General features: G+C 70.7%; 18 protein-coding genes. 10 read left to right on the top strand and 8 right to left on the bottom strand.

From position 1 onward, the window contains the following. The first annotated feature begins 7 nt into the window (after positions 1 to 7). The 4 genes from ACZ6TI_RS08720 to ACZ6TI_RS08705 all read left to right on the top strand — a co-directional run bounded on the left by ACZ6TI_RS08720 (position 8) and on the right by ACZ6TI_RS08705 (position 4,216). A complete protein-coding gene (locus ACZ6TI_RS08720; protein ID WP_465344402.1) occupies positions 8 to 1,639 on the top strand; it encodes an ArnT family glycosyltransferase in 1,632 nt (543 codons plus the stop codon). A 116-nt stretch (positions 1,640 to 1,755) separates the two neighbouring features. Beyond that, a complete protein-coding gene (locus ACZ6TI_RS08715) occupies positions 1,756 to 2,700 on the top strand; it encodes a S1 family peptidase (protein ID WP_465344401.1) in 945 nt (314 codons plus the stop codon). A 154-nt stretch (positions 2,701 to 2,854) separates the two neighbouring features. Continuing rightward, positions 2,855 to 3,424 (top strand): DUF3455 domain-containing protein, encoded by a 570-nt coding sequence (locus tag ACZ6TI_RS08710; protein WP_465344400.1) that lies wholly within the window; start codon positions 2,855 to 2,857, stop codon positions 3,422 to 3,424. A 90-nt stretch (positions 3,425 to 3,514) separates the two neighbouring features. Next, positions 3,515 to 4,216: a lysostaphin resistance A-like protein gene (locus ACZ6TI_RS08705; RefSeq protein ID WP_465344399.1), complete on the top strand. Its 702-nt coding sequence runs from the start codon at positions 3,515 to 3,517 to the stop codon at positions 4,214 to 4,216. Here the strand turns inward: ACZ6TI_RS08705 and ACZ6TI_RS08700 are convergent. Together ACZ6TI_RS08700 and ACZ6TI_RS08695 are read right to left on the bottom strand one after the other, a co-directional pair. Then, positions 4,213 to 5,628, bottom strand: coding sequence for a M1 family metallopeptidase (locus tag ACZ6TI_RS08700; RefSeq protein WP_465344398.1), 1,416 nt, complete (start codon positions 5,626 to 5,628; stop codon positions 4,213 to 4,215). The genes ACZ6TI_RS08705 and ACZ6TI_RS08700 overlap by 4 nt on opposite strands. 10 nt (positions 5,629 to 5,638) lie before the next feature. Then, positions 5,639 to 6,616, bottom strand: a complete 978-nt coding sequence (locus tag ACZ6TI_RS08695; RefSeq protein ID WP_465344397.1) for a TerC/Alx family metal homeostasis membrane protein — start codon at positions 6,614 to 6,616, stop codon at positions 5,639 to 5,641. A gap of 371 nt (positions 6,617 to 6,987) precedes the next feature. Between ACZ6TI_RS08695 and ACZ6TI_RS08690 the strand changes: the two genes are divergently transcribed. Beyond that, a complete protein-coding gene (locus ACZ6TI_RS08690) occupies positions 6,988 to 9,000 on the top strand; it encodes an eCIS core domain-containing protein (RefSeq protein ID WP_465344396.1) in 2,013 nt (670 codons plus the stop codon). On the opposite strand, the gene ACZ6TI_RS08685 is transcribed toward ACZ6TI_RS08690, so the two are convergent. Together ACZ6TI_RS08685 and ACZ6TI_RS08680 are read right to left on the bottom strand one after the other, a co-directional pair. Beyond that, complete coding sequence (locus ACZ6TI_RS08685; RefSeq protein ID WP_465344395.1) at positions 8,988 to 9,716, bottom strand: hypothetical protein; 729 nt, start codon at positions 9,714 to 9,716, stop codon at positions 8,988 to 8,990. The genes ACZ6TI_RS08690 and ACZ6TI_RS08685 overlap by 13 nt on opposite strands. Before the next feature lie 41 nt (positions 9,717 to 9,757). Beyond that, positions 9,758 to 10,399 (bottom strand): DUF305 domain-containing protein, encoded by a 642-nt coding sequence (locus ACZ6TI_RS08680; RefSeq protein WP_465344394.1) that lies wholly within the window; start codon positions 10,397 to 10,399, stop codon positions 9,758 to 9,760. Positions 10,400 to 10,562: 163 nt separating this feature from the next. Between ACZ6TI_RS08680 and ACZ6TI_RS08675 the strand changes: the two genes are divergently transcribed. Further along, positions 10,563 to 11,993 carry an LVIVD repeat-containing protein gene (locus ACZ6TI_RS08675; RefSeq protein WP_465344393.1) on the top strand — a complete coding sequence of 477 codons (1,431 nt, stop codon included), beginning with the start codon at positions 10,563 to 10,565 and terminating at the stop codon, positions 11,991 to 11,993. Between the two features lie 119 nt (positions 11,994 to 12,112). Here the strand turns inward: ACZ6TI_RS08675 and ACZ6TI_RS08670 are convergent, their stop codons facing one another. Beyond that, positions 12,113 to 12,463 (bottom strand): nuclear transport factor 2 family protein, encoded by a 351-nt coding sequence (locus ACZ6TI_RS08670; RefSeq protein ID WP_465344392.1) that lies wholly within the window; start codon positions 12,461 to 12,463, stop codon positions 12,113 to 12,115. A gap of 57 nt (positions 12,464 to 12,520) precedes the next feature. Between ACZ6TI_RS08670 and ACZ6TI_RS08665 the strand changes: the two genes are divergently transcribed. Then, a complete protein-coding gene (locus ACZ6TI_RS08665) occupies positions 12,521 to 12,883 on the top strand; it encodes a helix-turn-helix transcriptional regulator (protein ID WP_465344391.1) in 363 nt (120 codons plus the stop codon). A 36-nt stretch (positions 12,884 to 12,919) separates the two neighbouring features. On the opposite strand, the gene ACZ6TI_RS08660 is transcribed toward ACZ6TI_RS08665, so the two are convergent. Then, complete coding sequence (locus ACZ6TI_RS08660) at positions 12,920 to 15,184, bottom strand: putative bifunctional diguanylate cyclase/phosphodiesterase (protein ID WP_465344977.1); 2,265 nt, start codon at positions 15,182 to 15,184, stop codon at positions 12,920 to 12,922. A gap of 108 nt (positions 15,185 to 15,292) precedes the next feature. Here ACZ6TI_RS08660 and ACZ6TI_RS08655 point away from each other — a divergent pair, with 108 nt between their 5' ends. Beyond that, the gene (locus ACZ6TI_RS08655; protein ID WP_465344390.1) at positions 15,293 to 16,123 is read left to right on the top strand and encodes a siderophore-interacting protein; all 831 of its coding nucleotides are present in this window, start codon (positions 15,293 to 15,295) and stop codon (positions 16,121 to 16,123) included. 57 nt (positions 16,124 to 16,180) lie between these two features. On the opposite strand, the gene ACZ6TI_RS08650 is transcribed toward ACZ6TI_RS08655, so the two are convergent. Further along, a complete protein-coding gene (locus ACZ6TI_RS08650; RefSeq protein ID WP_465344389.1) occupies positions 16,181 to 16,624 on the bottom strand; it encodes a hypothetical protein in 444 nt (147 codons plus the stop codon). A 131-nt stretch (positions 16,625 to 16,755) separates the two neighbouring features. Here ACZ6TI_RS08650 and ACZ6TI_RS08645 point away from each other — a divergent pair, with 131 nt between their 5' ends. Beyond that, positions 16,756 to 17,472: an NUDIX hydrolase gene (locus tag ACZ6TI_RS08645; protein ID WP_465344388.1), complete on the top strand. Its 717-nt coding sequence runs from the start codon at positions 16,756 to 16,758 to the stop codon at positions 17,470 to 17,472. Further along, the gene (locus ACZ6TI_RS08640; protein ID WP_465344387.1) at positions 17,472 to 21,689 is read left to right on the top strand and encodes an nSTAND1 domain-containing NTPase; all 4,218 of its coding nucleotides are present in this window, start codon (positions 17,472 to 17,474) and stop codon (positions 21,687 to 21,689) included. Before ACZ6TI_RS08645 ends, ACZ6TI_RS08640 begins: the two co-directional genes overlap by 1 nt. A 6-nt stretch (positions 21,690 to 21,695) precedes the next feature. Here ACZ6TI_RS08640 and ACZ6TI_RS08635 read toward each other — a convergent pair whose 3' ends face one another. After that, on the bottom strand, positions 21,696 to 21,980 hold the full coding sequence (locus ACZ6TI_RS08635) for a DUF397 domain-containing protein (protein WP_465344386.1): 285 nt from the start codon (positions 21,978 to 21,980) through the stop codon (positions 21,696 to 21,698). Positions 21,981 to 22,614: the final 634 nt, after the last annotated feature.

The raw sequence follows: 22,614 nt of genomic DNA, 5'->3' as shown, positions 1-22,614 counted from the left end.
ACCGCGCATGACCTTGCTAGAAGCCGAGGCACCGGAGCAGGTGGCGCGGCGACGCGTCTGGCCGGCCGTCACCACGATCGCCCTGATGGTCGTCCTGCTCGGGCAGATGGCGTTCGCCATGGTCACGACCGCCGTCCAGCAGTCGGCCACACCGGACGAACCGGTCTACATCGGCGCGGCCGTCGTCTATCTCCAGGAACACAGCCTGGAGTACAACCCGGAGCACCCGCCGCTGGCCAAGCAGTTCATCGAGCTCGGCATGCTGGCCGGCGGCGTCGAGCTCGCCGGGCCGGCCAAGGGCTCGCAGTGGCAGAACGGCTACGCCGTGCTCTACCGCAACGACAACGGCGCGGGCCGGGTGCTGGCCCTGGCCCGCGCGCCGATGATCGGCCTCACCCTGCTCTTCGGCCTGGTGGTCTTCTTCTTCGCCCGCGACCTGACCAACCGGTGGGGCGGGCTGTTCGCCCTGGCGCTCTACACGTTCACCCCGGACATCATCGCGCACGGCTCGCTGGCCACCCTCGACGTGCCGACGGCCGGCTTCCTGCTCACCGCGTTCTGGCTGCTCTGGCGTGCCCGCGACCGGCCGAGGCTCTATCTGCCGCTGGCCGGGCTGGCCACCGGCGCCGCGCTGGCCACCAAGATGAGCGCGATCGTCGCGGTGCCGATCGTGCTGCTGCTGGCGGCGTGGCTGGTGTTCCGCCGGCGCGGGTGGCTCGCCGGGCTGGCCGTGGGAGCCGGACTCGGCCTGATCGTGATCGCCGTGGTCTGGCTTTCCTACCTCGCCGTCGACCCGCAGCTGCGGTTCGCCGGCACCGCCTCGCGGATCCCCACCATTGTGGGGCTCAAGGGGCTGGTGATCGATCTGATGCCGTTCCCGGAGGCGTTCCGCGCCGGGCTGAGCTACCAGTTCGGGCTCGAGCAGCGAACCTATGGCGGGTTTCTGCTCGGCGAGCGCTACCAGGGCGCGCTCTGGTACTACCTGCCGACCGCGCTGCTGATCAAGGAGCCGCTCGGCGCGCTGGCGCTCTGGCTCGCCGGTGCGGCGGGCCTGTTCGCGGTGCGCCGCCTCCGGCCCGCCGCACTCCACCTCCTGCTGCCGATGGCGGTGCTGCTGGGCGCCGCGATGATGGGCTCCCGCGACTTCGGCGTCCGGTACGCGATCTTCATCCCGGTCTTCGGCGCCGTGCTCGCCGCCGCGGCCCTCACCTTCCGCCCCCGCTGGACCCGGGTGGCCGCGATGTTGCTGCTCGCCTTCGTCGCGGTCAGCTCGATCCGCACGTTCCCCTATTACCTTCCGTATTCGAACGAGGCCTTCGGCGGCACCCCCGGCACCTACCGCAACCTGGGCGACTCGAACTCCGACTGGGGCCAGGACATGAAGCGCACCGCTGCCTGGCTGCGCGCCGAACACCCCGGCGAGAAGGTGTGGCTGCTCTATCACGGCGGCGGCCAGGCCGGGTATTACGGCATCGACTCGGCCGACCCGCGCAAGGTGCCGCCGGAGCAGGTGCACGGCCTGCTCGTGGTGTCGAACTCCAACCTCGACATGGCCGATCCGAAGGTCGCCGTGTTGCTGCGAAACAGCACCAAGCTCGCCGAGATCGGACACACCACCACGATCTTCCGGCGCGGGTGAACCTACAGAAAACTTAAGACGCGGCCCGGTGGGCGGATGTTGCATCCATGGGTCACCATCTCGGGGTGCGATGGACAGGACAGCGGTCACCGTGGTTGGCCGCCTGCTTACTCGCAGTGATCGGCACCATCGGGTTCGGCGGCGCCCGCCCGGCGTTCGCCATCGCCAACGGCCAGGATGCCGAAGACGGCGCCTACCCGTTCTCGGTCAAACTCACCATGGATGACCTGCCCACTTCCGGCGGCGGCCGGCGCGACAGTTCCTGCTCCGGCGGATTGATCGCCCCGCAATGGGTGCTGACCGCCGGGCACTGTTTCAAGAACGCTCAAGATAAGCGAGTCTCGAAACCGGTCGCCCGCAAAACAATCGCCACGGTCGGAAGGGCAGATCTGACGGGTACGGACGGGCACGATGTGACGATCGTCGCAGTAAAACAATCGAAGACCGCGGACATCGCCCTCGCCAAACTCAGTAAGCCGATCACCGACATCACGCCGATGCGGCTCAACCGGTCCAAGCCCAAGGTCGGCACCACCGTCCGGCTCACCGGCTTCGGCCTGGTCGACGGCGACGACGTCGAGTCGCCGACCCGCATGCAGGTCGGCCAGTTCACCGTGACCTCGGTGTCGTCCACTGTGCTGGGCATGTCCGGCAAGAAGCCCCGCTCGGACACCAGCGCGTGCCCGCACGACTCCGGTGGGCCGTACTTCACCCAGGCGAAAAACGGGGACATCTATGTGATCGGCGTCGTCAGCGGGGGTCCGACCTGCCCGCACACCGGCGCGGACCGCAGCGGCCGGGTGGACACCGCGGCGTCCTGGATCCTCGGCGTGATCGGCCAGGACGGGCCGCGGCCCGCGCCGAACACCGCCGCGCCCAAGTCTCCGCCCAGCTCAGCGCCCGTGCCGGTGGCCGCGCCGCCGGACGTCCGGACCGGCAACGACGTGCCCTACGTGATGGCGCTGCCGGTCGGCGGCGTGGTCGCCGGGGCCGGTTTGCTGGTCTTTCTCATGTCCCGCCGGAATCGCGGCCGGCGACGATTCCGGCACCGTCGGCGTTGACATTCTTCTGAATCGGATAGTTACTGAAGAGTAAATTCGCGGCGCTCGATATTTCTCGGCAAAGAATTGATCCGGCCCCGACCCTCCCGCGTACTCCCTGGCGCATTCGGTGCTGCCGATGCGTACGGCTTTACCAATCGGAGGAGCAAGACCCATGTCCAGCAAGCGCACCCGTCTTCGCGCCATCACCGTGATCGGCGCCGCGGCGATGGTCGCCGCCCTCGGCGCGGTCACCTTCAACGCCTCGGCCGCGGAGAACTCGCAGGCCGACGCAGCCGCCCGTGCCGGCGCCGAGTTCCGCGGCGGCGGCGTCCCCGCCAACATCCGGCCCCCGGCCGGGTCCCGCTTCGTCGGCTTCGCCCTCGTGAAGACGGGCACCCAGACCTACACCTGCACCGGCGGCGTCTTCACCGGCGCGTCGGTGCCCGAGGCGAGCCTGATCGGTCTGCCGTTCGGCGCGGTCCACCACTACAAGGGCCCGACCTGGGAGTCGACCAGGGACGGCTCGCTGGTCACCGCCACGAAGACCGCCGAGTCGCCGAAGGCCGGGACCATCCCCGAGCTGCTGCTGACCGTGAACAGCACCCAGGGCACCGGCGCGATCGCGAAGACCAAGTTCATCCAGCGCCTGCGCACCTCGGGCGGCACCGCTCCGGCGGGCGCCTGCACCGACGGCTCGACCACCGCCGTCGCCTACGGCGCCACGTACGTCTTCTGGTCCTGAGTTCCAGGCCTCACCGCAACCGCCCTCCGCGACTCGCTCGCGGAGGGCGGTGCCATGCGTGGCCCGGTCGATCACGGGTAGAAAGGTGTCGTGCGAACCTGGATGCGCGCGCTCGTCGCGCCGTCGCTGATCGACCGGGTGGAGCGCGATCACCTGCAGCCGGACAGCGAATTCAGGCGGCGCCGGATCGTGGTCGCGGTCGTCCTGGCGGTCGGCGCGGTGCTGCTCGGCATCTCGCTGTCCATCCGCCCGGGCGACGCCGCCTTCTATCCCTTCACCATCGGGGTGGCCCTGACCTGGGTGGTCGGCGCGCTGCTCTCCGGCCCGCTGCACCTGGGCCGGATGGCCTTTCGCGGCACCCTGCGCCGGCCGATCCTGACGCCGGTGGCGACCGGCCTGGTCACCGGCGGCATCTTCGTGGCCGGCGCGCTGGTGGTGCGCGAGCTGCCACCGCTGCGCGACTCGGTGAACGACGTGCTGGCCCATGCCCGCTACGGCGCGATTGTGGCGATCTTCGCGGTCACCCTGCTCAACGGCATCGCCGAGGAGCTGTTCTTCCGCGGCGCATTGTTCGCGGCGATCGGCCGCAACCACGCCGTGCTGATCTCCACGGTCGTCTACGCGGCCGCCACCATCGTCACCCTGAACGCCATGCTGGTCTTCGCCGCGGCACTGCTCGGCCTGGTGCTGGGCCTCCAGCGCCGGGCCACCGGCGGCGTCCTGGCGCCGATCCTGACCCACATCACCTGGTCCACGATCATGCTGCTGGTGCTGCCCGTCCTGATCCGTTAGGGCCTGGCCGGCTTGGCCGGGGTGTAGAGCCAGGCGGTGAACAGCGCGTCCAGCTGCTTGCCGGAGACGCGCTCGGCGTGCGCGATGAATTGGGCCGTCGTGACGTTGCCGCCCCGGTTCTGCCGGGCCCACGACTCGAGGATGCGGAAGAACCGGGCGTCGCCGACGGTCAGCCGCAGCGCGTGCAGGGTCATCGCGCCGCGGGTGTAGACCGCGCCGTCGAAGATGTTGCCCGGCCCCGGGTCGCCGACCTTCAGGGTCCAGAACGGGGAGTCCGCGGGGATCCCGTCATACCGCTCGTCGAAGATCTCCTGGGCGGTGCCGAGGCCCTCGTGCTCGCTCCACAGCGATTCGGCGTAGTCGGCGAAGCCCTCGTTCAGCCAGATGTCGCTCCACCGGCTCAGGGCCAGACTGTCGCCGTACCACTGGTGGGTGAGCTCATGGACCACGACGCTGTCGGCGCCTTGCGCCGAGCGGAAGAAACCGGGTGCATAGATGGGTCGTCCCTGATTTTCCAGGGCGAAGCCCCAGGCGCCGCTCGCGTCGAGGATGCCGCCGGACGCCCGGAACGGGTAGGGCCCGAAGATCCCGGAGAGGAACTCGATGATCTCCGGCTCGCGCGCGAAGGACGCCTTGGCCACGTCGTAGCGCGCCTTCGGCAGCGCCGGGTCCAGGCCGTCCAGGAAGAAGATCCCATTCTTCCGGTACGAGGTGACGTCGAACTGTCCCACCGCGGCGCCGGCCAGATATGACGCCATCGGCTCGGGCTGCTGCCAGGTCCACGTGGTCCAGCCGGCCCGCGTCCGCCGGCTCTCGAGCGTGCCGTTGGAGAGGGCCTCCAGACCCTTCGGCGCGGTGATCTCGATCGTGTAAGACGCCTTGTCGATCGGGTGGTCGTTGGCCGGGAACCAGGTCGCGGCCACATCCGGCTGACCGATGATCACCACGCCGTCATCGGTGTGGAAGACGCCCGCGTCGCCGAGCACCGGGTCGATGATCGTCTTCGGGACGCCGTCATAGGTGACCTTGGTGACGAAGATGTGCCCCATGCGCAGGGTGCGGCGCGGCTCGACGGTCAGCTCACCACCGCTGCGCGACCACTTCGCCCGGTGCCCGTCCACGGTGATCGCCCGGATGGTCAGGCCCTCGAAGTCGAGGTTGAACGCGGACAGGTGCTGCGTGGTGCGGGCCCGGATGACCGCCGTGCCCTGCAGCACGTCGGTCTCCGGGGTGTACTGGACGGCCAGCCGGTAGTGCTGGACGTCGTAGCCGCCGTTGCCGTCCAGCGGGTAGTACGGGTCTCCGACGCCGGCCGCGCCCGGGCGGCCGGACGACTCCGCGGCCGCCGGTCCGGCGGCGGGCAGCACGAGGGAGAGCACGACCGCGGACACCAGAGCTGCTCTGCGCACCATGGTCGCCAAGCTAGCGGGGTGCGGAGCTGGGCGAAAGCGTTCGCTTGTCGGTCCACACGCTCGTGAGAGTGACTGTCACCAGGGTGAGCAGGATGACTGCGAGAGACAGCGGGGTGGGCACGTCCGGCACCGCGGGCCACACGGTGTGCGCCCAGTGCAGCACGAGCTTCACGCCGATGAAGCCGAGGATCACGGCCAGCCCGTAGTTCAGGTGCCGCAGCCGGCTCAGCACGCTGCGCAGCACGAAATAGAGCGCCCGCAGGCCGAGCAGCGCGAACGCGTTGGCGGCGAAGACCAGATAGGGGTCCTCGGTGACGCCGTAGACGGCCGGGACGGAGTCGACGGCGAAGACGATGTCGGTCATGAACACGGCGGCGACGACCAGGGCCATCGGGGTCAGCGCGCGCCGGCCGTGCTCGCGTACGGTCAGCTTGGCGCCCTGGAACTGCCTGGTCACCGGCATCAGCCTGCGCAGGAGGCGGACGCTGCGCATGCGGTCGATGTCCACCTCCTGCTGGTGGCCCGAGGCCGCGTCCCGCAGCACCCGCGCGGCGGTGACCAGCAGGATCGCGCCGAAGAGCAGGAAGGCCCAGGTGCCGGAGCCGATCACCGCGGCGCCCAGCGCGATGAACACCGCCCGCAGCACGAGGGCGCCGACGATGCCGTAGAGCAACACCCGCTGGGCGAGTTCGGGCGGCACTGCGAAGGCGGCCAGCAACAGCATGAAGACGAAGAGGTTGTCGACCGACAGGGATTTCTCCACCACCCAGCCGGTGAAGAAGTCGACCGAGGCGCCAGTGCCGAAGACCGGCAGCAGGATCAGCCCGAACACCACGGGCAGCGCCAGATAGAAGACGGTCCAGCCGACCGCCTCGCGCATCGGCACGTCGTGCGGGCGGCGGGTTATCACGAAGTCGATGGCGAGCAGCGCCAGCAGGACGACGACGGTGATGATCCAGAGCAGGGGTGAGCCGATCGACGCCGGCATGCGGAGCCTCCTCAGACGCGAGATCGCCTGAGGTCTCCCTCACCCGTTTCGGGTGGCCGCCCGGGGTTCCTGTCGGAGGATCCGTATTGACCGGGACGATCTTGTCGAGGTACTCCCCTCGGCCGAGAGACTAGGCGGACAGTCTGGACGGTTCCTGGGAACCCGCGGATCCGTTTGACCTGGCCCGGCGGCAGGCGGAGGCCCTGATCAATGGACTGGCGCTGATGTCCGGCCCGCGCCCGCATTGATCCGCCCTTGCATCACGCGTATACACCTATGCCATGGAGCGTGAGCGGGCTGTCGAGCCGTCGGTCGAGCCGACTCCCGCTATTTCCTCGCCTAAATCAGAAAAGTCCGACATCACTCATCTGATGCTGCACGCGCAGGAGCACGGCGGCAATCAGATGGTGGCCCGGGCGGTCGCCGACAACCCGCTCGAGGACCGGCTGCGCAGCCGGCTCGGCGGCGGCAGTCCGTTGCCCAGCAACGTGCGGGGCGAGGCGGAGACCGGCTTCGGCCGCTCGCTCGGCGACGTGCGGGTGCACACCGACAGCCACGCCGCGTCGATGGCCACCGAGCTCAACGCGCACGCGTTCACCGTCGGGCAGGACATCTTCTTCGGCAGCGGGCAGTTCAACCCGGGCAGCAAGTCCGGATACAACGTGCTCACCCACGAGCTCACCCACACCATGCAGCAGCCCAGTGTGCCGGCCGCGGCGGGACTGTCGGTGAGCAACGTGCACGATCCCGAGGAGCGCCAGGCGTACGCGATGGGCGACCTGATGTCCGCCAACCGCGGCCAACCGGTCGCCGGGGCCGTCTCCCCGTCCTCGGCCGGCGTTCTCCGGATCCACCGGCACTCGTCGTGGGAGCACACGATGCTCGGCGACACCCCGCCGGCCCAGCTCGGCGACGCCACGGTCAGCGCGCAGGCCCGCGGTCACGTGCTCGCCGACCTGTGGGAACGGATGATGTTCTTCAGCACCGACCCGGGCGGCGACCCGCGCGGCCGCTTCCCGGACGTGCGCTGGGTGCAGCTGGCGGGCAGCGGCCTCTGGGTCAGCAACGGCGAGCTCAACGCGATGGCCGACTACCTGCCCGACCCGTCCGCGGCGGACACCATGACCCGCGAGGAACTGGTGCCGGTGCTGCAGAAGATGCGCAGCGGCATCCGGGCCAGCGCGGGCGCCAACTTCGGCCTGCGCGGGCGGTCGATGGAGGGCATGGCGACCCACTGGATGGAGTTCGTCACCGAGGCCGGCGGCGAGGTCAAGGCACTCGACGAGGCCACCGCCGACTTGGGCACCAACCGCTATGCCGGTCTGCTCACCCGCAACGCCTGCCACTTCGCGCCGTTCAGCTGGCATCGCTGGGAGCAATACCACAACGAGGCAGCCGAGGAGGCCCGCGCACACTTCGCCAGCCGCAGCGAGACCGCGCCGCTGCGCGACATCCCGCGTGGCGCCGAGGAGCACGCGCGGCAGGCGATCCTCAAGAACGGCTACGGCGACCACTTCCTGCAGGACTCGTTCGCGGCCGGCCACCTGGTCAACAAGACGCTGGTCATGCAGTGGTGGCTGGAATACCTGAACGACGCCACCATGATGATTCCCGGCACCGACTGGGCGATCGTCCGGCGTGGCCAGCCCGACCCGGACGTGATGGCCCGGATGACCGCCGCGCGGCAGGGCGGCGTCGCCGGCCGCGCCCTCTATGGCAGCACGCCGACCGAGGGCGTGACCAACCGCGAGGACCGCGAGACCGGCCGGACCGCGATCGACCCGCAGACCGCGCAGGAGCGCGCCGACCGCGAGGGCCGGGTGGCCGGCTCCGGAGTGACCGGAGTGGACGATGCCGACCGCGAGGCGAACTACCAGGCCTATCTGCGGATGCTGAACAATGCGCAGGCGCAGGGCGCGGCGGGCGCGGCGCACGACTACTTCAACAAGATCGGGCTCACCGTGCAGAGCTCGGACGGCAGCCTGCAGATGCGGGTCGGCGGCGACGACACGCTGATCTCGCAGTCCGGCCCGCGCGGCGCGGAGGCGGCCGCCACCGCCGCATCGCTGTCCCGGCAGTCGATCGACGAGCTGATGAACACCGGCACCACCGAGATCACCCCGGAGCGCATCTTCGGTCTGGTGCCGACCGCCGTGGTGCCCGACGGCGGCGGCGCGCCGGTGCCGCTCGAGCAGTGGCAGGACTCGGTGCTGCACGACCTGTGCTTCAACACCATCTTCCCGGATTACTACAGCTCACTGGCGTCGGCGATCATCGGCACCTTCGGCGCGGAGATGGTCGAGGGCGGAATGTCCCGCGACTCCGGCAACTCACCGCTGCCGATGGGCGATTATCCGATGCCGGTCGGACCTCAAGCGGGCTGAGTGCTCGCCGGGCGGCGGATGACCACGGTCTCCTGCAGCTCGACCGGCACCGACCGGGCCGGTGCCACCGGGTGCTGCGCCGCGACCAGCTCCTGCCGCATGGCGCGCAGCGCCGCGGTGGCCACGCCGGCCGCCCGCCACGCCTCGGCCTCCGCGTCGAGCGCGCGGTCGTGCAGCTTGGCGTGGTGCCGCACGACCGCCTTGGCGATCATCAGCTCCTGGTCGACCGGGTGCAGGCCGGGGTCCCAGCCGTGGCGGTGGGTCAGCGCGTCGAGCAGCTGCGTGTCGGAGAGGTCGCCGCGCCGATGGGCGGCCTGAGCCGAGCGCCGCAGCGCGCGCTCGCGGTCCTCGGGATCGACCCGCTCCAGCCCGGCGAACGCGCTCGCCCGCCGCACCCTGGTCAGCGCCTCGTCGGCGGCCTGATAGGACCGCCAGGTCTCGGCCACCCGCTCCTGAGCCCGCGCGCACTCGGCCTGGTGCCACTCGACCGTGCTGGCGGCGCCGCGCGCGGCCACCGCGACCTCGTCGGCATATCGAGCCTGCTCGGCGAGCTGGGCAGCCCGGCGGGCCGCATCCGCACGCCGGCGTCGCGGGCCGGCGGTGAGCCAGGCGGCGACCTGGCGGGGCCGGCGCACGTGCCGTGGCAGGGCGAGCCCGGCCAGGGCCACCACGGCCATCAGGATGAGCAGCAACCAGATGATGACAACTGAATCCACCCTTTGAAGCTATCGACGACGGTTGCGGGTCGCACCTTGAGCTATCTCACGTCCAGGTCGGCCATCCGCCGGATCTCCACCGCCTGCTCGACCGCCATCTCGTTGGCGATCTCGTTCATCCGCTGGTCGGAGCCGCCCTTCAGCACGTCGCCGGCCATCACACGGGCGCCCTGGTGATGCGCGGTCATCATGCTCACGAAGCGCTTGTCGAAGTCGGCGCCGGAGGCCGCGGCCAGCGCGGTGATCGCCGCCTCGGTCTGCATGCCCGGCATCGTCGCGTGATCGTGAGACGGATCACTCGCCGGCAGCTTGCGCTCGGTCAGCCAGGACTCCAGCACCCCGATCTCCACCTTCTGCGCCGCGCTGATCCGCTCGGCCAGGGACTTGAGCTGGGTGTTGCCGGCTCGCTGCGGCGCCAGGTCGGCCATCCGGATGGCCTGCCGGTGGTGCTCGATCATCATCTGCACAAAGGTGGTGTCGACCGCGTTGTAGGTGTCCGCCTCGAGCGGTGCGACCTGGTTGGAGTCGGTCACCCCGGCCGACTCGCCGGGCCGGCCGGGCTGCAGCACGGCGACCGGCGGACCGCTCGCCGACGCCCCCGGTCGCACGGCGCTGGCCGACCGGTCGTCACCGGCGCGCGCCGCCAGGACCCCGCCGGCCGTCGCCACCAGCACGACCGCCACTGCCGCGAGTGTCCACACGCGCCGCCGATCCATTGCGTCCCTCAATCCTGTACAGAAACTGGGTATCGAGCACTATCGTAACGACGAAGGTCACTGCCACCGGCGTCAGTTCCGCCAAACCAACGCCCGCCGGTGCGCTTTCGGAGCCGGAAGGATGCCCATCATGCACTCTGCCTCACGAGGGCGGCAGCTCAAGCGACTGGCGGTTCTCAGCACGGCGACCGTCCTGTTGAGCCTGTTGGTCGCGCCGCTGAGCGCAGCACAGGCCGCCGACACCCCACCCGGTGTCGACGAGATCGCCAGCAGCCCCAATCTGACTCAGGCCGCGAACATCCCCAAGCAGGCGCCGTTCAACACGACCAGCGCGTTGAACAGCGACTGGGCGTTCCAGGGACGTTACGCGTTCGGCGGTAACTACAACGGCTTCACCGTTTATGACATCGCCCGTCCGAAGCAGCCGACGGTCGCCGCCGTCGTGGTCTGCCCGGGCTCACAGAACGACATCTCGGTGCACGGCAAGCTGCTCTTCCTGGGCACCGACTCGCAGCGCTCGGACAACTCCTGCAGCAGCACCGGGGTTCCGGCCGACGCGCCCGCGGACGCCCGCTGGGAGGGCGTCAAGATCTTCGACATCTCCAACCCGACCAGCCCGCAATACGTGGCCGCGGTGAAGACCGACTGCGGTTCGCACACCCAGACGCTGGTGCCCGGCAAGGACGGCGACCGCTCGGTCTACGTCTACGTGTCGTCGTACAACCTGTCGGGGCAGAGCGTCCCGAACTGCGCCCTGCCGCACGACAAGATCTCGATCATCAAGGTGCCGCTGAACGACCCGTCGGCCGCTCGCGTGGTGTCCACCCCGATCCTGTTCCCCGAGGGTGGCAACCCGTCCGGCAACGGCACGTCGGAGACCACCGGCTGCCACGACATCACGGCATACCCGGAGAAGGACCTCGCGGCCGGCGCCTGCATGGGTGACGGCGCTCTGTTCGACATCTCGGACCGCACCAACCCCAAGGTGATCACCACGGTCCGGGACACCGAGAACTTCGCGTTCTGGCACTCGGCCACCTTCAACAACGACGCCACCAAGGTCGTCTTCACGGACGAACTGGGCGGCGGCGGCGGCGCCGAGTGCGTCGAGGGCATCTCGCCCGAGCACGGCGCCGACGCGGTCTACGCGATCGTCGGCTCCGGCGACAAGCGCCAGCTGAAGTTCCGCAGTTACTTCAAGATCCCGCGGATCAACACGGCGACGGAGAACTGCGTGGCGCACAACGGCTCGCTGATCCCGGTGCCCGGCCGCGACATCATGGTGCAGGCCTGGTACCAGGGCGGCATCTCGGTGTGGGACTTCACCAACGCCCGCAACCCCAAGGAGATCGCCTACTGGGAGCGCGGCCCGCTGAGCGCGACCCAGCGCCTGACCGGCGGTTCCTGGTCGGCCTATTGGTACAACGGCTACATCTACTCCAGCGACATCCAGAAAGGTCTGGACGTGCTGGAGCTGACCGACGCCAAGACCGATCCGGCCAAGGATCTCCGCACCAACCGCTTCAACGCCCAGACCCAGAGCGACTTCACCGACTGGTGATGGTTGATCGGCCGGTTTGAGCACTAGGAAAGGCCCGGTTCCGCAGCCTCGCGGAGCCGGGCCTCTCGCTTGTCTTGGAGGAGCAAAGGCGCAGGTCGCAGCCGGGTGGGCCGCCGCGCTCACATCGCCAGTGGGGTGAGGACCGCGATCTGGAAGCCGGCCGGGCCCTCGACGAGCTGATAGCAGAAGCGCTCGCGGGGTTCGCCGTCATAGGTCCAGGTGACGTCGGCCCAGACCGTGGCCGGGGCGGCGCCCATGATGCTGATCTTGCGGTCCACGGCGGTCACGCCCACGTATTGATCCCAGGACGACGCGAAGAACTCCTCGGTCTGCTTCGCGTCGCTCACCGCGATCGCGTTGCCCGGGAATAGGATCAGCGACGGCACCGCATAGAGCCTGCTCACGGCCTTCTCGTCGCGGGCCAGCAGGGCCGCCTGATACTGATCGAAGAACTCGTCGACTGTGCTCATGTGATCCACCGTAGGAGCCGAACCGGACAGGCCGATGTCGCCTTTACGATCGACTTCATGACCGAGGGGCATCTCGCGCTGCGGCGGGTCGAACGACAGCAGGCCCTGATCGAACGCCTGCATGCGGCACACGGCGAGCGTCTCCAGCTGGCCCCGCTGGCCGCCGACCTCGGGGTGACGCCCCGCACGGTGGCCCGCGACGTGGAACGGCTGCGCCTCAGCGGCGTTCCCCTCGAAGCGCACCGGGGCCGTGGCGGCGGAGTGTCGCTGCGCCCGGCCCGCGCCGCGATCACGATCGACTTCGACCTGCCCGAGGTGGCCGCGCTGATGTCGAGCCTGGCGGTGCTGGGCCCGACGGTGAGCGAGAGCGCGGCCTCCGCGATGCGCAAACTCACCGCCGCCCTGCACCAGCCGGCCTGACCCGGCAACCGGACGACGGGCGATGCGTAGACGTGCTCAGCGCAAACCCCGGCCCGCCAGCGCCGGGTCCGCGACCGGGACGGGCAGATCCTGGATCGGAGCCGGGCGACCGAAGAGGAACCCCTGCGCCAACGGGCACCCCATCTCCACCAGGCGCTGCGCCTGCTCCGGTTCCTCGACCCCTTCGGCGACCGCCAGCAGCCCCAGAGCCGAGAACAGCTGCCACAAGGTCTCCACCAGCTGGCCGCCGGCCCGGTCGGCGCCGATGTCCGCGATGTAGCTTCGGTCGATCTTGACGATGTCGGCCGGGAAGCGGTGCAGGTAGCGCAGGGACGAATAGCCCGTGCCGAAGTCGTCGATGGCGATCCGGACGCCGGTCGCTCGCAGCCGGCGCAGCGCGGGGATCACGTAGCTCTCGTCGGCCAGCGCCTCCTCGGTGATCTCCAGGACCAGCCGGCCCGGCGACAGGCCGTGACCGACGACGGTGGCGACCACCCGGTCGGCGAAGGCCGGGTCGAGCAGTTGCAGTGGGGAGACGTTGACCGACAGATAGCCGCCGGCCGCCGCGCCCTCCCAGGCGGCGAATTCCGCGCACGCCCGGGTCAGCACGAACTGGCCGATCTCGGCGATCATCGCGGCCCGCTCGGCCACCGGGATGAACGTGACCGGGGAGATCTCACCGCGTACCGGATGGGTCCAGCGCGCCAGCGCCTCCAGGCCCGTCACCCGGCCGTCGCGCAGGTCGACGATCGGTTGATAAACCACCCGCAGCGCCTGGTCGCGCAGTGCCGCACCCAGTTCCTCGCGCAGCTCCATCTCGGCGTCGAACGTCTCCCGCATGTCCGGCTCGAACACCGCGCAGGCGTTCTTCCCGCGGCCCTTCGCGGCATACATCGCCAGGTCGACGTGCTTGCGCAGGTCCTCGGCCGTGGAGCCGGGGCCGGCCACCACCGCGCCGGCGCTGCCGGTGACCGCGACCGTGTGCGGGCCCACCAGGAACGGCTGCCGCAGACCGGCCAGCATGCGTTCGGCCTCGCCGGCCGGGTCGCTGCCGTGCCGGGTCAGCACCGCGAACTCGTCGCCGCCGAGCCGGGCGATCACCACCGCGGCCGGGAAGGTGGCCCGGAGCCGGTCGGCCACGCCGCGCAGCAGGTCGTCGCCGGCGTCGTGGCCGAGGTTGTCGTTGACCAGCTTGAAGTCGTCCAGGTCCAGATAGAGAACGATGGGGCGGCTGCCCGCGGCGAGCAACTGGTCGAGCTGTGCGCCGAAGAGCTCGCGGTTCGCCAGGCCGGTCAGCGAGTCGTGATAGGCCTGGTGGCGTAACTGCTCGGTGAGCGTCGAGTTCCGGATCAGCGTGACCAGCTGCCGGGCCAGCACCAGCCCGACGCCGAACAGCAGCGCGACCGACTGTGCGCCGTCCATCGGGCGTCCGGCCAGCACCTGCCCGACGCAGATCACCGCGGCGATGCCGAACGGCACGTAGGGCAGGACGAGCTGCCAGCGACGCGGGCCGGTGAGCCGGACGGTCTCGGTGCGGGCCGCCGCGACGGCCGGGCAGCGCGCGGAGGTCCAGCCGGCCATCGCGAACGCCGCGAATGCGATCACCCAGCCGGCGTCCGAGGCGGCGCCCGAGACGTAGGTGCCATCCGCCGTGGCCAGCGCGAACAGCACGTCCGACAGGGTCATCCCGAGCAGCCCGCCGATCAGCAGGCCGACCACGGTGCGATTGCCGCGTTGCGTGCGGGCGGCCAGCAGCACGGCCATGGTGGCCAGGACAAGATCGCCGATGGGGTACGCCAGGGAGACCAGAAACGCGATGACGGTGTCGCCGCCCGCGTCCCAGACGGCCCGCAGCGTCAAGCCCCACGAGCCGATGAACAGCGCCGTGACGACGATCAGCCCGTCGAGCAGCGAGGTGGTCCGCGACCCGAGCGCGGACCGGCCCGAGATCAGCCACAGTCCGGCGCCGCCGGCCAGCGGGAAGATGATGAAGCCGATGTCGGCCAGGGACGGGAAGAGCACCTCGGCGTGCCGGATCAGCTCGTTGTGCGACCAGTACGCGTTGCCCGTACCCCAGGAAAGGCAGGCGAGGGCGAGCAACGCCCAGCCGGCGCGCGCGTGACCATGGCAGCGCCGGGCGGCGACCGCGCAGCTCACCGCTCCGCCGAAGGCGAGGGAGGTGCTGGCCAGCAGGGCGAACACCGCCCCCGCGGCGCCGTCGAGCAGGAACACCGGCAGGCCGCTGAGCAGGCCGAGGCCGATGAGCCCGGCCGGCCCGGTCAGGCCCGGCCGCTGTCCCATGCGCACGACGTCTCATCGGCGGAGGCGAGCGTCACCTGAGCGAATCCGCGGCTAAGGGTAGCCTTACCCGCGGCAGGGATCACTGGTGACGAGTGGGGATGTGGTGACATGGCGGAACGGCCTGTGCGCAAGGCGAAGATCGCCGAGGTCACGCGCGTCGAGCAGCTCACCCCGCACATGGTCCGGGTGGTGGTCGGCGGCGCCGATCTCGATGGCCTGGCCTGCGGCGAATACACCGATCACTACGTGAAGGTGCTGTTCCCGCCGCGCGGGGTGACCTATCCGGAGCCGTTCGACCAGGCCGCGATCCGCGAGTCGCTGCCGCGCGAGCAGTGGCCGGTGGTGCGCACCTACACGATCCGCAAGTGGGTGCCCGAGGTGCCGGAGATGTGGATCGACTTCGTGGTGCACGGCGAGGCCGGCATCGCGGGCCCGTGGGCGGCGGCGGCCAAGCCCGGCGACCCGTTCCGGTTCATGGGTCCGGGCGGCGGATACGCCCCCGACCAGGCCGCCGACTGGCACCTGCTGGCCGGTGACGAGAGCGCGCTGCCGGCCATCGGCGCCGCTCTCGACGCCCTGCCCGCGGGCGCCCGGGTGCACGCGTTCATCGAGGTGGCGGACGCCACCGAGGAGCAGAAGCTGGAGACCTCCGCGGACGCCGAGATCACCTGGCTGCACCGCGGCGACCGCCCGGTGGGCGAGCCGCTGATCGCCGCGGTGCGTGGCCTGGAGTTTCCCGAGGGCCGGCTGCACGCGTTCGTGCACGGTGAGGCGAACTTCGTGAAGGACCTGCGGGCCTATTTCCGGGTGGAGCGCAAGATCCCGCTGGACCAGCTGTCCATCTCCGGCTACTGGCGCCGGGGCATGAACGAGGACGGCTGGCAGACCAGCAAGCGCGAGTGGAACCAGCAGGTCGAGCAGGAGCAGGAACAGCACTGATGAGCAGGCGCGCGTGACGGGCCGGCGCCCCGCCGCGCCGGCCCGTCGGTCTTGCGATCAGCAGTAGCGGTACGGACGGACCGGGTTGCCGTGGTCGTGCCAGAAGTAGTAGTTGTTCCCGGTGCCCCAGAACTGTGCTCTGAGGGCCACGCCGATGGCCGGTGTGCCGGTGCCGGTGGCCTGCCGCTCGCGGTAGGCGCCACAGCTGTCGCGGTTCGTCGACTCGCTGTAGTTCGCATACCAGGTGACCGTCGAGCCGCGCTGGCCGCCGACCCGGACCAGCGGCATCGAGCACGCGTTGGTGTACATGCGCACCTTGGCGAACGGCGTGTTGCCGAAGTTGCCGTACCAGATGCGATAGACGCAGTCGCCGTCCCGGAACTGCGGGCTCAACGTGCCCGGCGGGAACCGGTAGGTGGCGGCGGAGGCCGGGGCGGCCATCGCGATCGTGCCGAACAACGCTGCGACCAGCGCGATCCAGCGGAACAGGTGAAGTTTCATGACTCTTCCCTTGCTGCCGGTTGGAGTTGCTGTGATCGACACATGTCAATTCCTTGCGCAAGTTTGTGTCGCACTGACAGTAAGGCGAGGCCGGGCTTTGTGTCAAGGTGACATTTAGATATGCTCGGGCCATGAGCCGAGCCCGCGAGCCGCACGCCACCCTCCGGGTCACCGTCGACCTGGTGATCCTGACCATCCGCGAGGGACGCCTGCACGTGCTGCTGGTGGAGCGCGGCAACGAGCCGTTCCGCGGCCGTCCCGCCCTGCCCGGCGGCTTTCTGCGCCCGGACGAGGATCTGGTCGACGCCGCCCGCCGCGAGCTCGGTGAGGAGACCGGCGTCGGCGGCCGGCTGCATCTCGAGCAACTGTCGGCGTACGGCGCGCCGGACCGCGATCCGCGCGGCCGGGTGGTCACCGTCGCCTTCCTCGCGATCGCGCCCGACCTGCCGGCGCCGGTGGCCGGCAGCGACGCGCGCGAGGCCGGCTGGCTGGGCATCGAGGACGTGCCCAAGAACCTCGCCTTCGACCACGAGCGGATCCTGGCGGACGGCGTCGAGCGGGCCCGGCGGATGCTCGAGGACACCACGCTGGCCACCGCGTTCTGTCCCGACCCGTTCACCATCGCCGAGCTGCGGCAGGTCTACGAGGCGGTGTGGGGGCTGCCGCTCGACCCGCGCAACTTCAGCCGCAAGGTGCTCGGCACGGCCGGCTTCGTGGAGGCCACCGGCGAGCGTCGCGGCGCCGCCACCGGCCGCCCGGCCGCGCTCTATCGACACGGAAGGGCACGACTTCTGTACCCTGCGATGCTGAGGAGCAACATCGACCACGGTCGACACAATGGAGGGTAGTGCGCAAAGTGGACGCCCGCGTGACCGCCGTCGTCCTCACCGCGCTGCCACTCGAGCACGCCGCCTTCCGCGCGCACCTCACCGACGTCCAGACGCACGTCGACACGGCCGGCACCCGCTACGAGATCGGGCGGCTCGGCCCGGCCCGGGTCGCACTCGCGCTGATGGGCATGGGCAACCTGACCGCCGCGGCGCTGACCGGCCGGGCGATCGCCGACTTCGACCCGGCGGTGCTCGTGGCGTACGGCGTGGCCGGCGGCCTGACCGGCGACGTGGGGCTGGGCGACGTGGTGGTCGCCACTCGGGTCTCGACCTTCCAGGGCGGGCGGGAGAGCGACGACGAGTTCCGCCCCCGATCCCGCGGCTGGCCGCTCTCCCACCAGCTGGAGCAGGCCGCCCGGGAGGTCGCGCTGGGCGGCCGGTGGGTCGAGTCCCCGCCGCGGGTGCACTTCAGCCCGATCGTCTCCGGCGACATCGTGCTCGACTCGCGCAGCTCACCGCATGCCGCCCTGATCGCCCGGCACTACGGCGACGCGGTGGCGCTGGACATGGAGAGCGCCGGGGTGGCCGAGGCCGCGCACCGGCTGGACTTCTACCGCACCGTGCTGATCCGCGGGATCAGCGATCTCGCCGACGGCGCCAAGCGCGACTCGGACCGAGCCGGCTGGCAGCCCCGTGCGGCGGCGCACGCGGCCGCTTTCGCCGCCGCGCTGATCGAGCTGGTCGCCGAGCGCCCCGCGGCGCCTTCCGGGCCGGCGCCCGGACCGGACCTGCCCAGTCCGTTCCGCGGGCTGAGCGCGTTCCGTGAGTCGGACGTGGACCTCTACTTCGGACGCTCCGAGGCCGCCGGGGTGCTCGCCCAGCTGGTCGGGCGGCGCCGGATGGTCGCCGTGGCCGGCCGGTCCGGCTGTGGCAAGTCGTCGCTGCTGAACGCCGGCCTGATCCCCCGGCTGCGCGAACGGGGCTGGACGATCGTCCCGGTGCGGCCCGCGCGCGGCGTGCCGGCCGCGACCGTCCTGGCCGGTGCGCTGTTGTCCGCGCTGCGACCCGGTCTCGGGCCGGCCGAGGCGCTGACCGCCCGGGCGGAGCTGGCGTCCGCGGTGGAGGCCGGGCGGCTCCCCGAACTCGTCGCCGACCTCGGCGGCGAGCGGGTGCTGGTGGCGGTGGATCAGTTCGAGGAGCAACTGGGCGGCGACCTGGCGGCGTTGCTGGTGCAGGTGGCGACACGCACCGGGGCACACGTGGTGGTGACGCTGCGGACCGACACGCTGGACACCGCCGCCGCCGAGCTCGGCCTGGAGGACGGCGTGTTCCTGGTGCCGCCGATGCGGCCCGAGGAGTTGCGCGAGGCCATCGAGTCACCGGTCGCGCGCAGCGGGATCGCCTTCGAACCCGGCCTGGTGGAACGGATCGCGGAGGCCGGCGCCGAGTCGCCCGCCACCTTGCCGCTGATCCAGTTCGCGCTCACCCGGCTGTGGGACGAGCAGCGCGACGGGCTGCTGACGCATGCGGCCTACGACGGATTCGGCGGCGTGGCCGGGGCGCTCGCCTCCTATGCCGAGCAGGTCTGGAAGGAGGACCTCGACGACGATCAGCGGGTCCTGGCCCGCCGGCTGCTGACCCAGCTCGTGCGGCCGGCTCACGACGGGTTCGTCCGGCGTACGGCGAGAAGTAGTGATCTTGATCCGGCTCTGCTGCCCGTCGCCGGTGAACTCGCCACCGCGCGGCTCGTGGTGACCGGCGCGGACGAGGGCGGTGAGCCGACCATCGACCTCGCGCACGCCGCGCTCGCCCAGCACTGGGAGCGGCTGCGCGGCTGGCTCGCCGACGAGCACGACTTCCGGGCCTGGCAGGAGGACCTGCGGGTGAGCATGCGGCGCGCGGAACCGTTGCGCGGCGATCGGCTGGCCGCGGCGCTGCGCTGGCGGCGCGATCACCCGCACGACATCACCACCGCCGAGGCGGCCTTCATCGCGGCGAGCCGCGGACAACAGAGACGACGCCGGTACGCCTGGCGTGGCACGTTCGCGGCGATCGTGGTGCTGCTGCTGATCGCCGGGACATTCGCGGTGGCCTTCCGCAGCCGCTCCCGCGACCTCTCCGAGCAGTTGCGGGTGAACGCGGGCCGGTTGCTCGTCGCGCAATCCCGCGAGCTGGCCCTGCGCGACCCGGCGACGGCGGCCCTTTATGCCGTCGCGGCGTGGCGGGCCGATCCGGCGGCGGCGACCGGCGCCCACCTGGCCGCGGAATACCTGCGGAATCGCCGGGTGGTCCGGCTGGACGACGCCGGCGTGGGCGAGATCCTGCAGGCCTCGGCGAGCGCCGACGGCGGTGTGCTGGTCGCGGTCGGCCGGGAGCGGGCTTCCTTCTGGCGTACGGATCGGCCCGGCGCCGTGCCACAGCCGCTGCCGGCCGGCACGAAACGGGCGGTGGTCAGCGGGGACGGGCGGCTGATCGCGTACTCGGGCGCCCGCGGCCGGATCGACGTGCACGCCGCGGACGGCACCGTCCGGACGCTCTTCGCCGGCGAGGACGGCGTCGAGCCGGCCGCCGTGCTCCGCTTCGACGCCGCCGGGCGTCGCCTGCTCGCCATGCTGCGAACACCCCGCGACCGGGTGCGCGTGTGGGACGTCGCGCGCGGCACACCGATCGGGGTGCCGACCGGCGTGCAGAACCTGGCCTCCTTCGCGGCGCCGGTGCTGGGCTTCGGACCGGACCCCGGCGACGGCGCGGACAGCCTGATCCTGGCCAACGGCGACAAACTGCAACGCTGGCGCCTGCCGAGCGGCCCGGCGACCGACATCGACACCGCCGGACGCCCGGAGTCGGCCGGGCTGTCCGGCTCCGGCACCACCTTGGTCACCTGCGACGTCCGCGGCCCGATCGTCTTCGACCTGGTCGCGATGCGCCGCGGCGCGACCTGGAAGAGGCCGGGCGACACCTTCTGCCCGTCCGTCATGAACGACGTCATCGACCACGACGGACACTTCCTGGTGATGTTCGGGATCACCGAGGGCGGGTCGCGCGACGACCGGCGGATGAGTCCCGTGATCGACCTGCGCACCGGCGCCACGGCCAAGGTGACCGTGCCGATCACCTCCCGCACGACCAATCCGCTGGCCACACCGACCGGTCTGGTCGGCATCCAGGGCTCGAGTGTCTTCACGGTGCGGCACACCGCGTTCGAATCCGCCTGGGACCCGTTCGACCCGCTCGGCAGCATCGTGCAGAGCCGCACACAGCCGCTGGTCACCACGGACTGGAAGGACCGGATCAGGCTGTGGGACGCGGAGCGCAACGTCGAGCTCGGCACCACCGCGGCGGACGAGCGGCCGCTGTGGATCGCACCGGACGGCCGGCGGTTGCTCTCCGGCAACGAGACCAGGCGCGAGCTGATCGTGCGCGAACTACCCTCGCTGCGCGAGATCGCCCGCCTGCCGTTCCCCGGGCGCGCGGTGCCGCAACGGGCCGGCACCACGGTCTTCTTCGGCCCGGCGTACGACCTCTGCATCGCCGATGTGCCCCCCGCCGGCACCGCGGCCCTGGTCCTCGGCGGCGTGATCACCCGACTAGACCTGATCACCGGCGCCGTGCGCGGCAACCCGTTGCGGCTAGACCGCCCCGGCGTCGCGATCGACCGGCTCTTCGAGGCACACAGCTGCGCCTCCCGGCCCGGCTCCGACGAGATCGTGGTCGAGGCCGGCCGCGACGCCGAGATCTGGAACGTCTCCACCGGGCAACACCTGGCCACCCTGCCGACGGCGCAGCCCGCGGGCATCCGGGACATGCGGGCGAGCCCGGACGGCCGGTCGCTGGCCGTGCTCGGCGGGGAGGGTTCGCTGCAGGTGTGGGACATCGCGGGCCGGCGCCGGACGCACGGGCCTTACCCGACCGGCACGGACAGCGCGTTGAGCGCGTTCACCAAGGTGGCGGGATTCGCCGGCCCGGACCGCGTGGCGATCCGCACGAGCTCCCAGATCGACGTGTGGAGCCTGCGGCACGACGCGCTGTTCGCAGCGATCGACCTGCCGGTCAGCTGGGCGGCGGTGCACCCGGACGCGATCGAGGTGCGGGGGCGGGCGGGCTTGGTCACGGTGCCCTTGGACGAGAAGGTCTGGGCGGACCACCTGTGCCGGGCCGTCGGCCGAGACGTCACACCGGCCCAGAGAGCGGCAATGCCGCAGGGCACACAAGCGGAGCCGGTATGCCCTGTCTGACGTCGGTCAGGCGGTCAGGCTTTCGAAGTCACCGCTGGTGACACCCTGCAGGAAGTCGTTCCACTCCTCATTCGTGTAGGCCAGGACCGCGGCGTCGGGGTTCTTGGTGTCGCGGACCAGAACGCCGCCATCGACGGCGGCAACCGAGATGCAGTTGCCGGCGGTGCAAGCGGTGGAGGTTACCCAGGAGAGACCGGCGAGCATGGCGGTCGAGATGACGACCCCCGCCCTGCGACGGTCAGCAGGCATGGCGCCCGAAATCTCGGCGGTCGAAATGGCGGCACTAAGCATCCCACTGTCTCCTACTGAGTCTTTTGTCCGATTTGTACTGCAGTAACTTTGATCTTAACGAGTTGAGACCGGAAAATGCTCACGCCCGCGACAATCGCGCGGCGGCTGGCGCCGAGGCGCCAGCCTTGCACCGCTCACCCTAGTCGGGACTAGGGCACCGCGGCCGAGCGAGGGCGGGCGACACTCCGAAGAGGCACGTCGGCATTCACCTCGGCGAATGGGATGGCCGCCCGTGGGGGACGACCATCCGCGGGCACCGATCGGCTTCGGACGCACCGGCCGGTCGTGCCGAGCCGACGCGCTCCGAGAGGCCGAGTCGGGATGCCGAGCCGGCCGCTTCACTGATCAAGTTGGACCTTCCGATTCCACCGCCACATCCTGCCGACCTCGGCCGGTCGTGGCGACGGCCACCTGTTCCCCAAACGACTGGCGCGACCTTGCGATGCGGCGAGTCGACGGGTCGGCCTTGCCGAGCCGACCCGCCGCCTCAGCCATCAGTGGATGACTACCGACCGTGTCGGCTTCGGGGGGGGGGGGGCCGGGCGGGCCACCCAAAAGAAAAAAAACCAAAAAAAAACAACCAAAAAGAAAAAAAAAAAAAAAGCGCGAAAGAAAGAAAAAACTCCGAAGAAAC

The organism is Actinoplanes sp. NPDC051388 (assembly GCF_055586225.1).
Note: the sequence above shows the minus strand (reverse complement) of the source record. Positions and strands in the feature narration are given on the sequence as shown.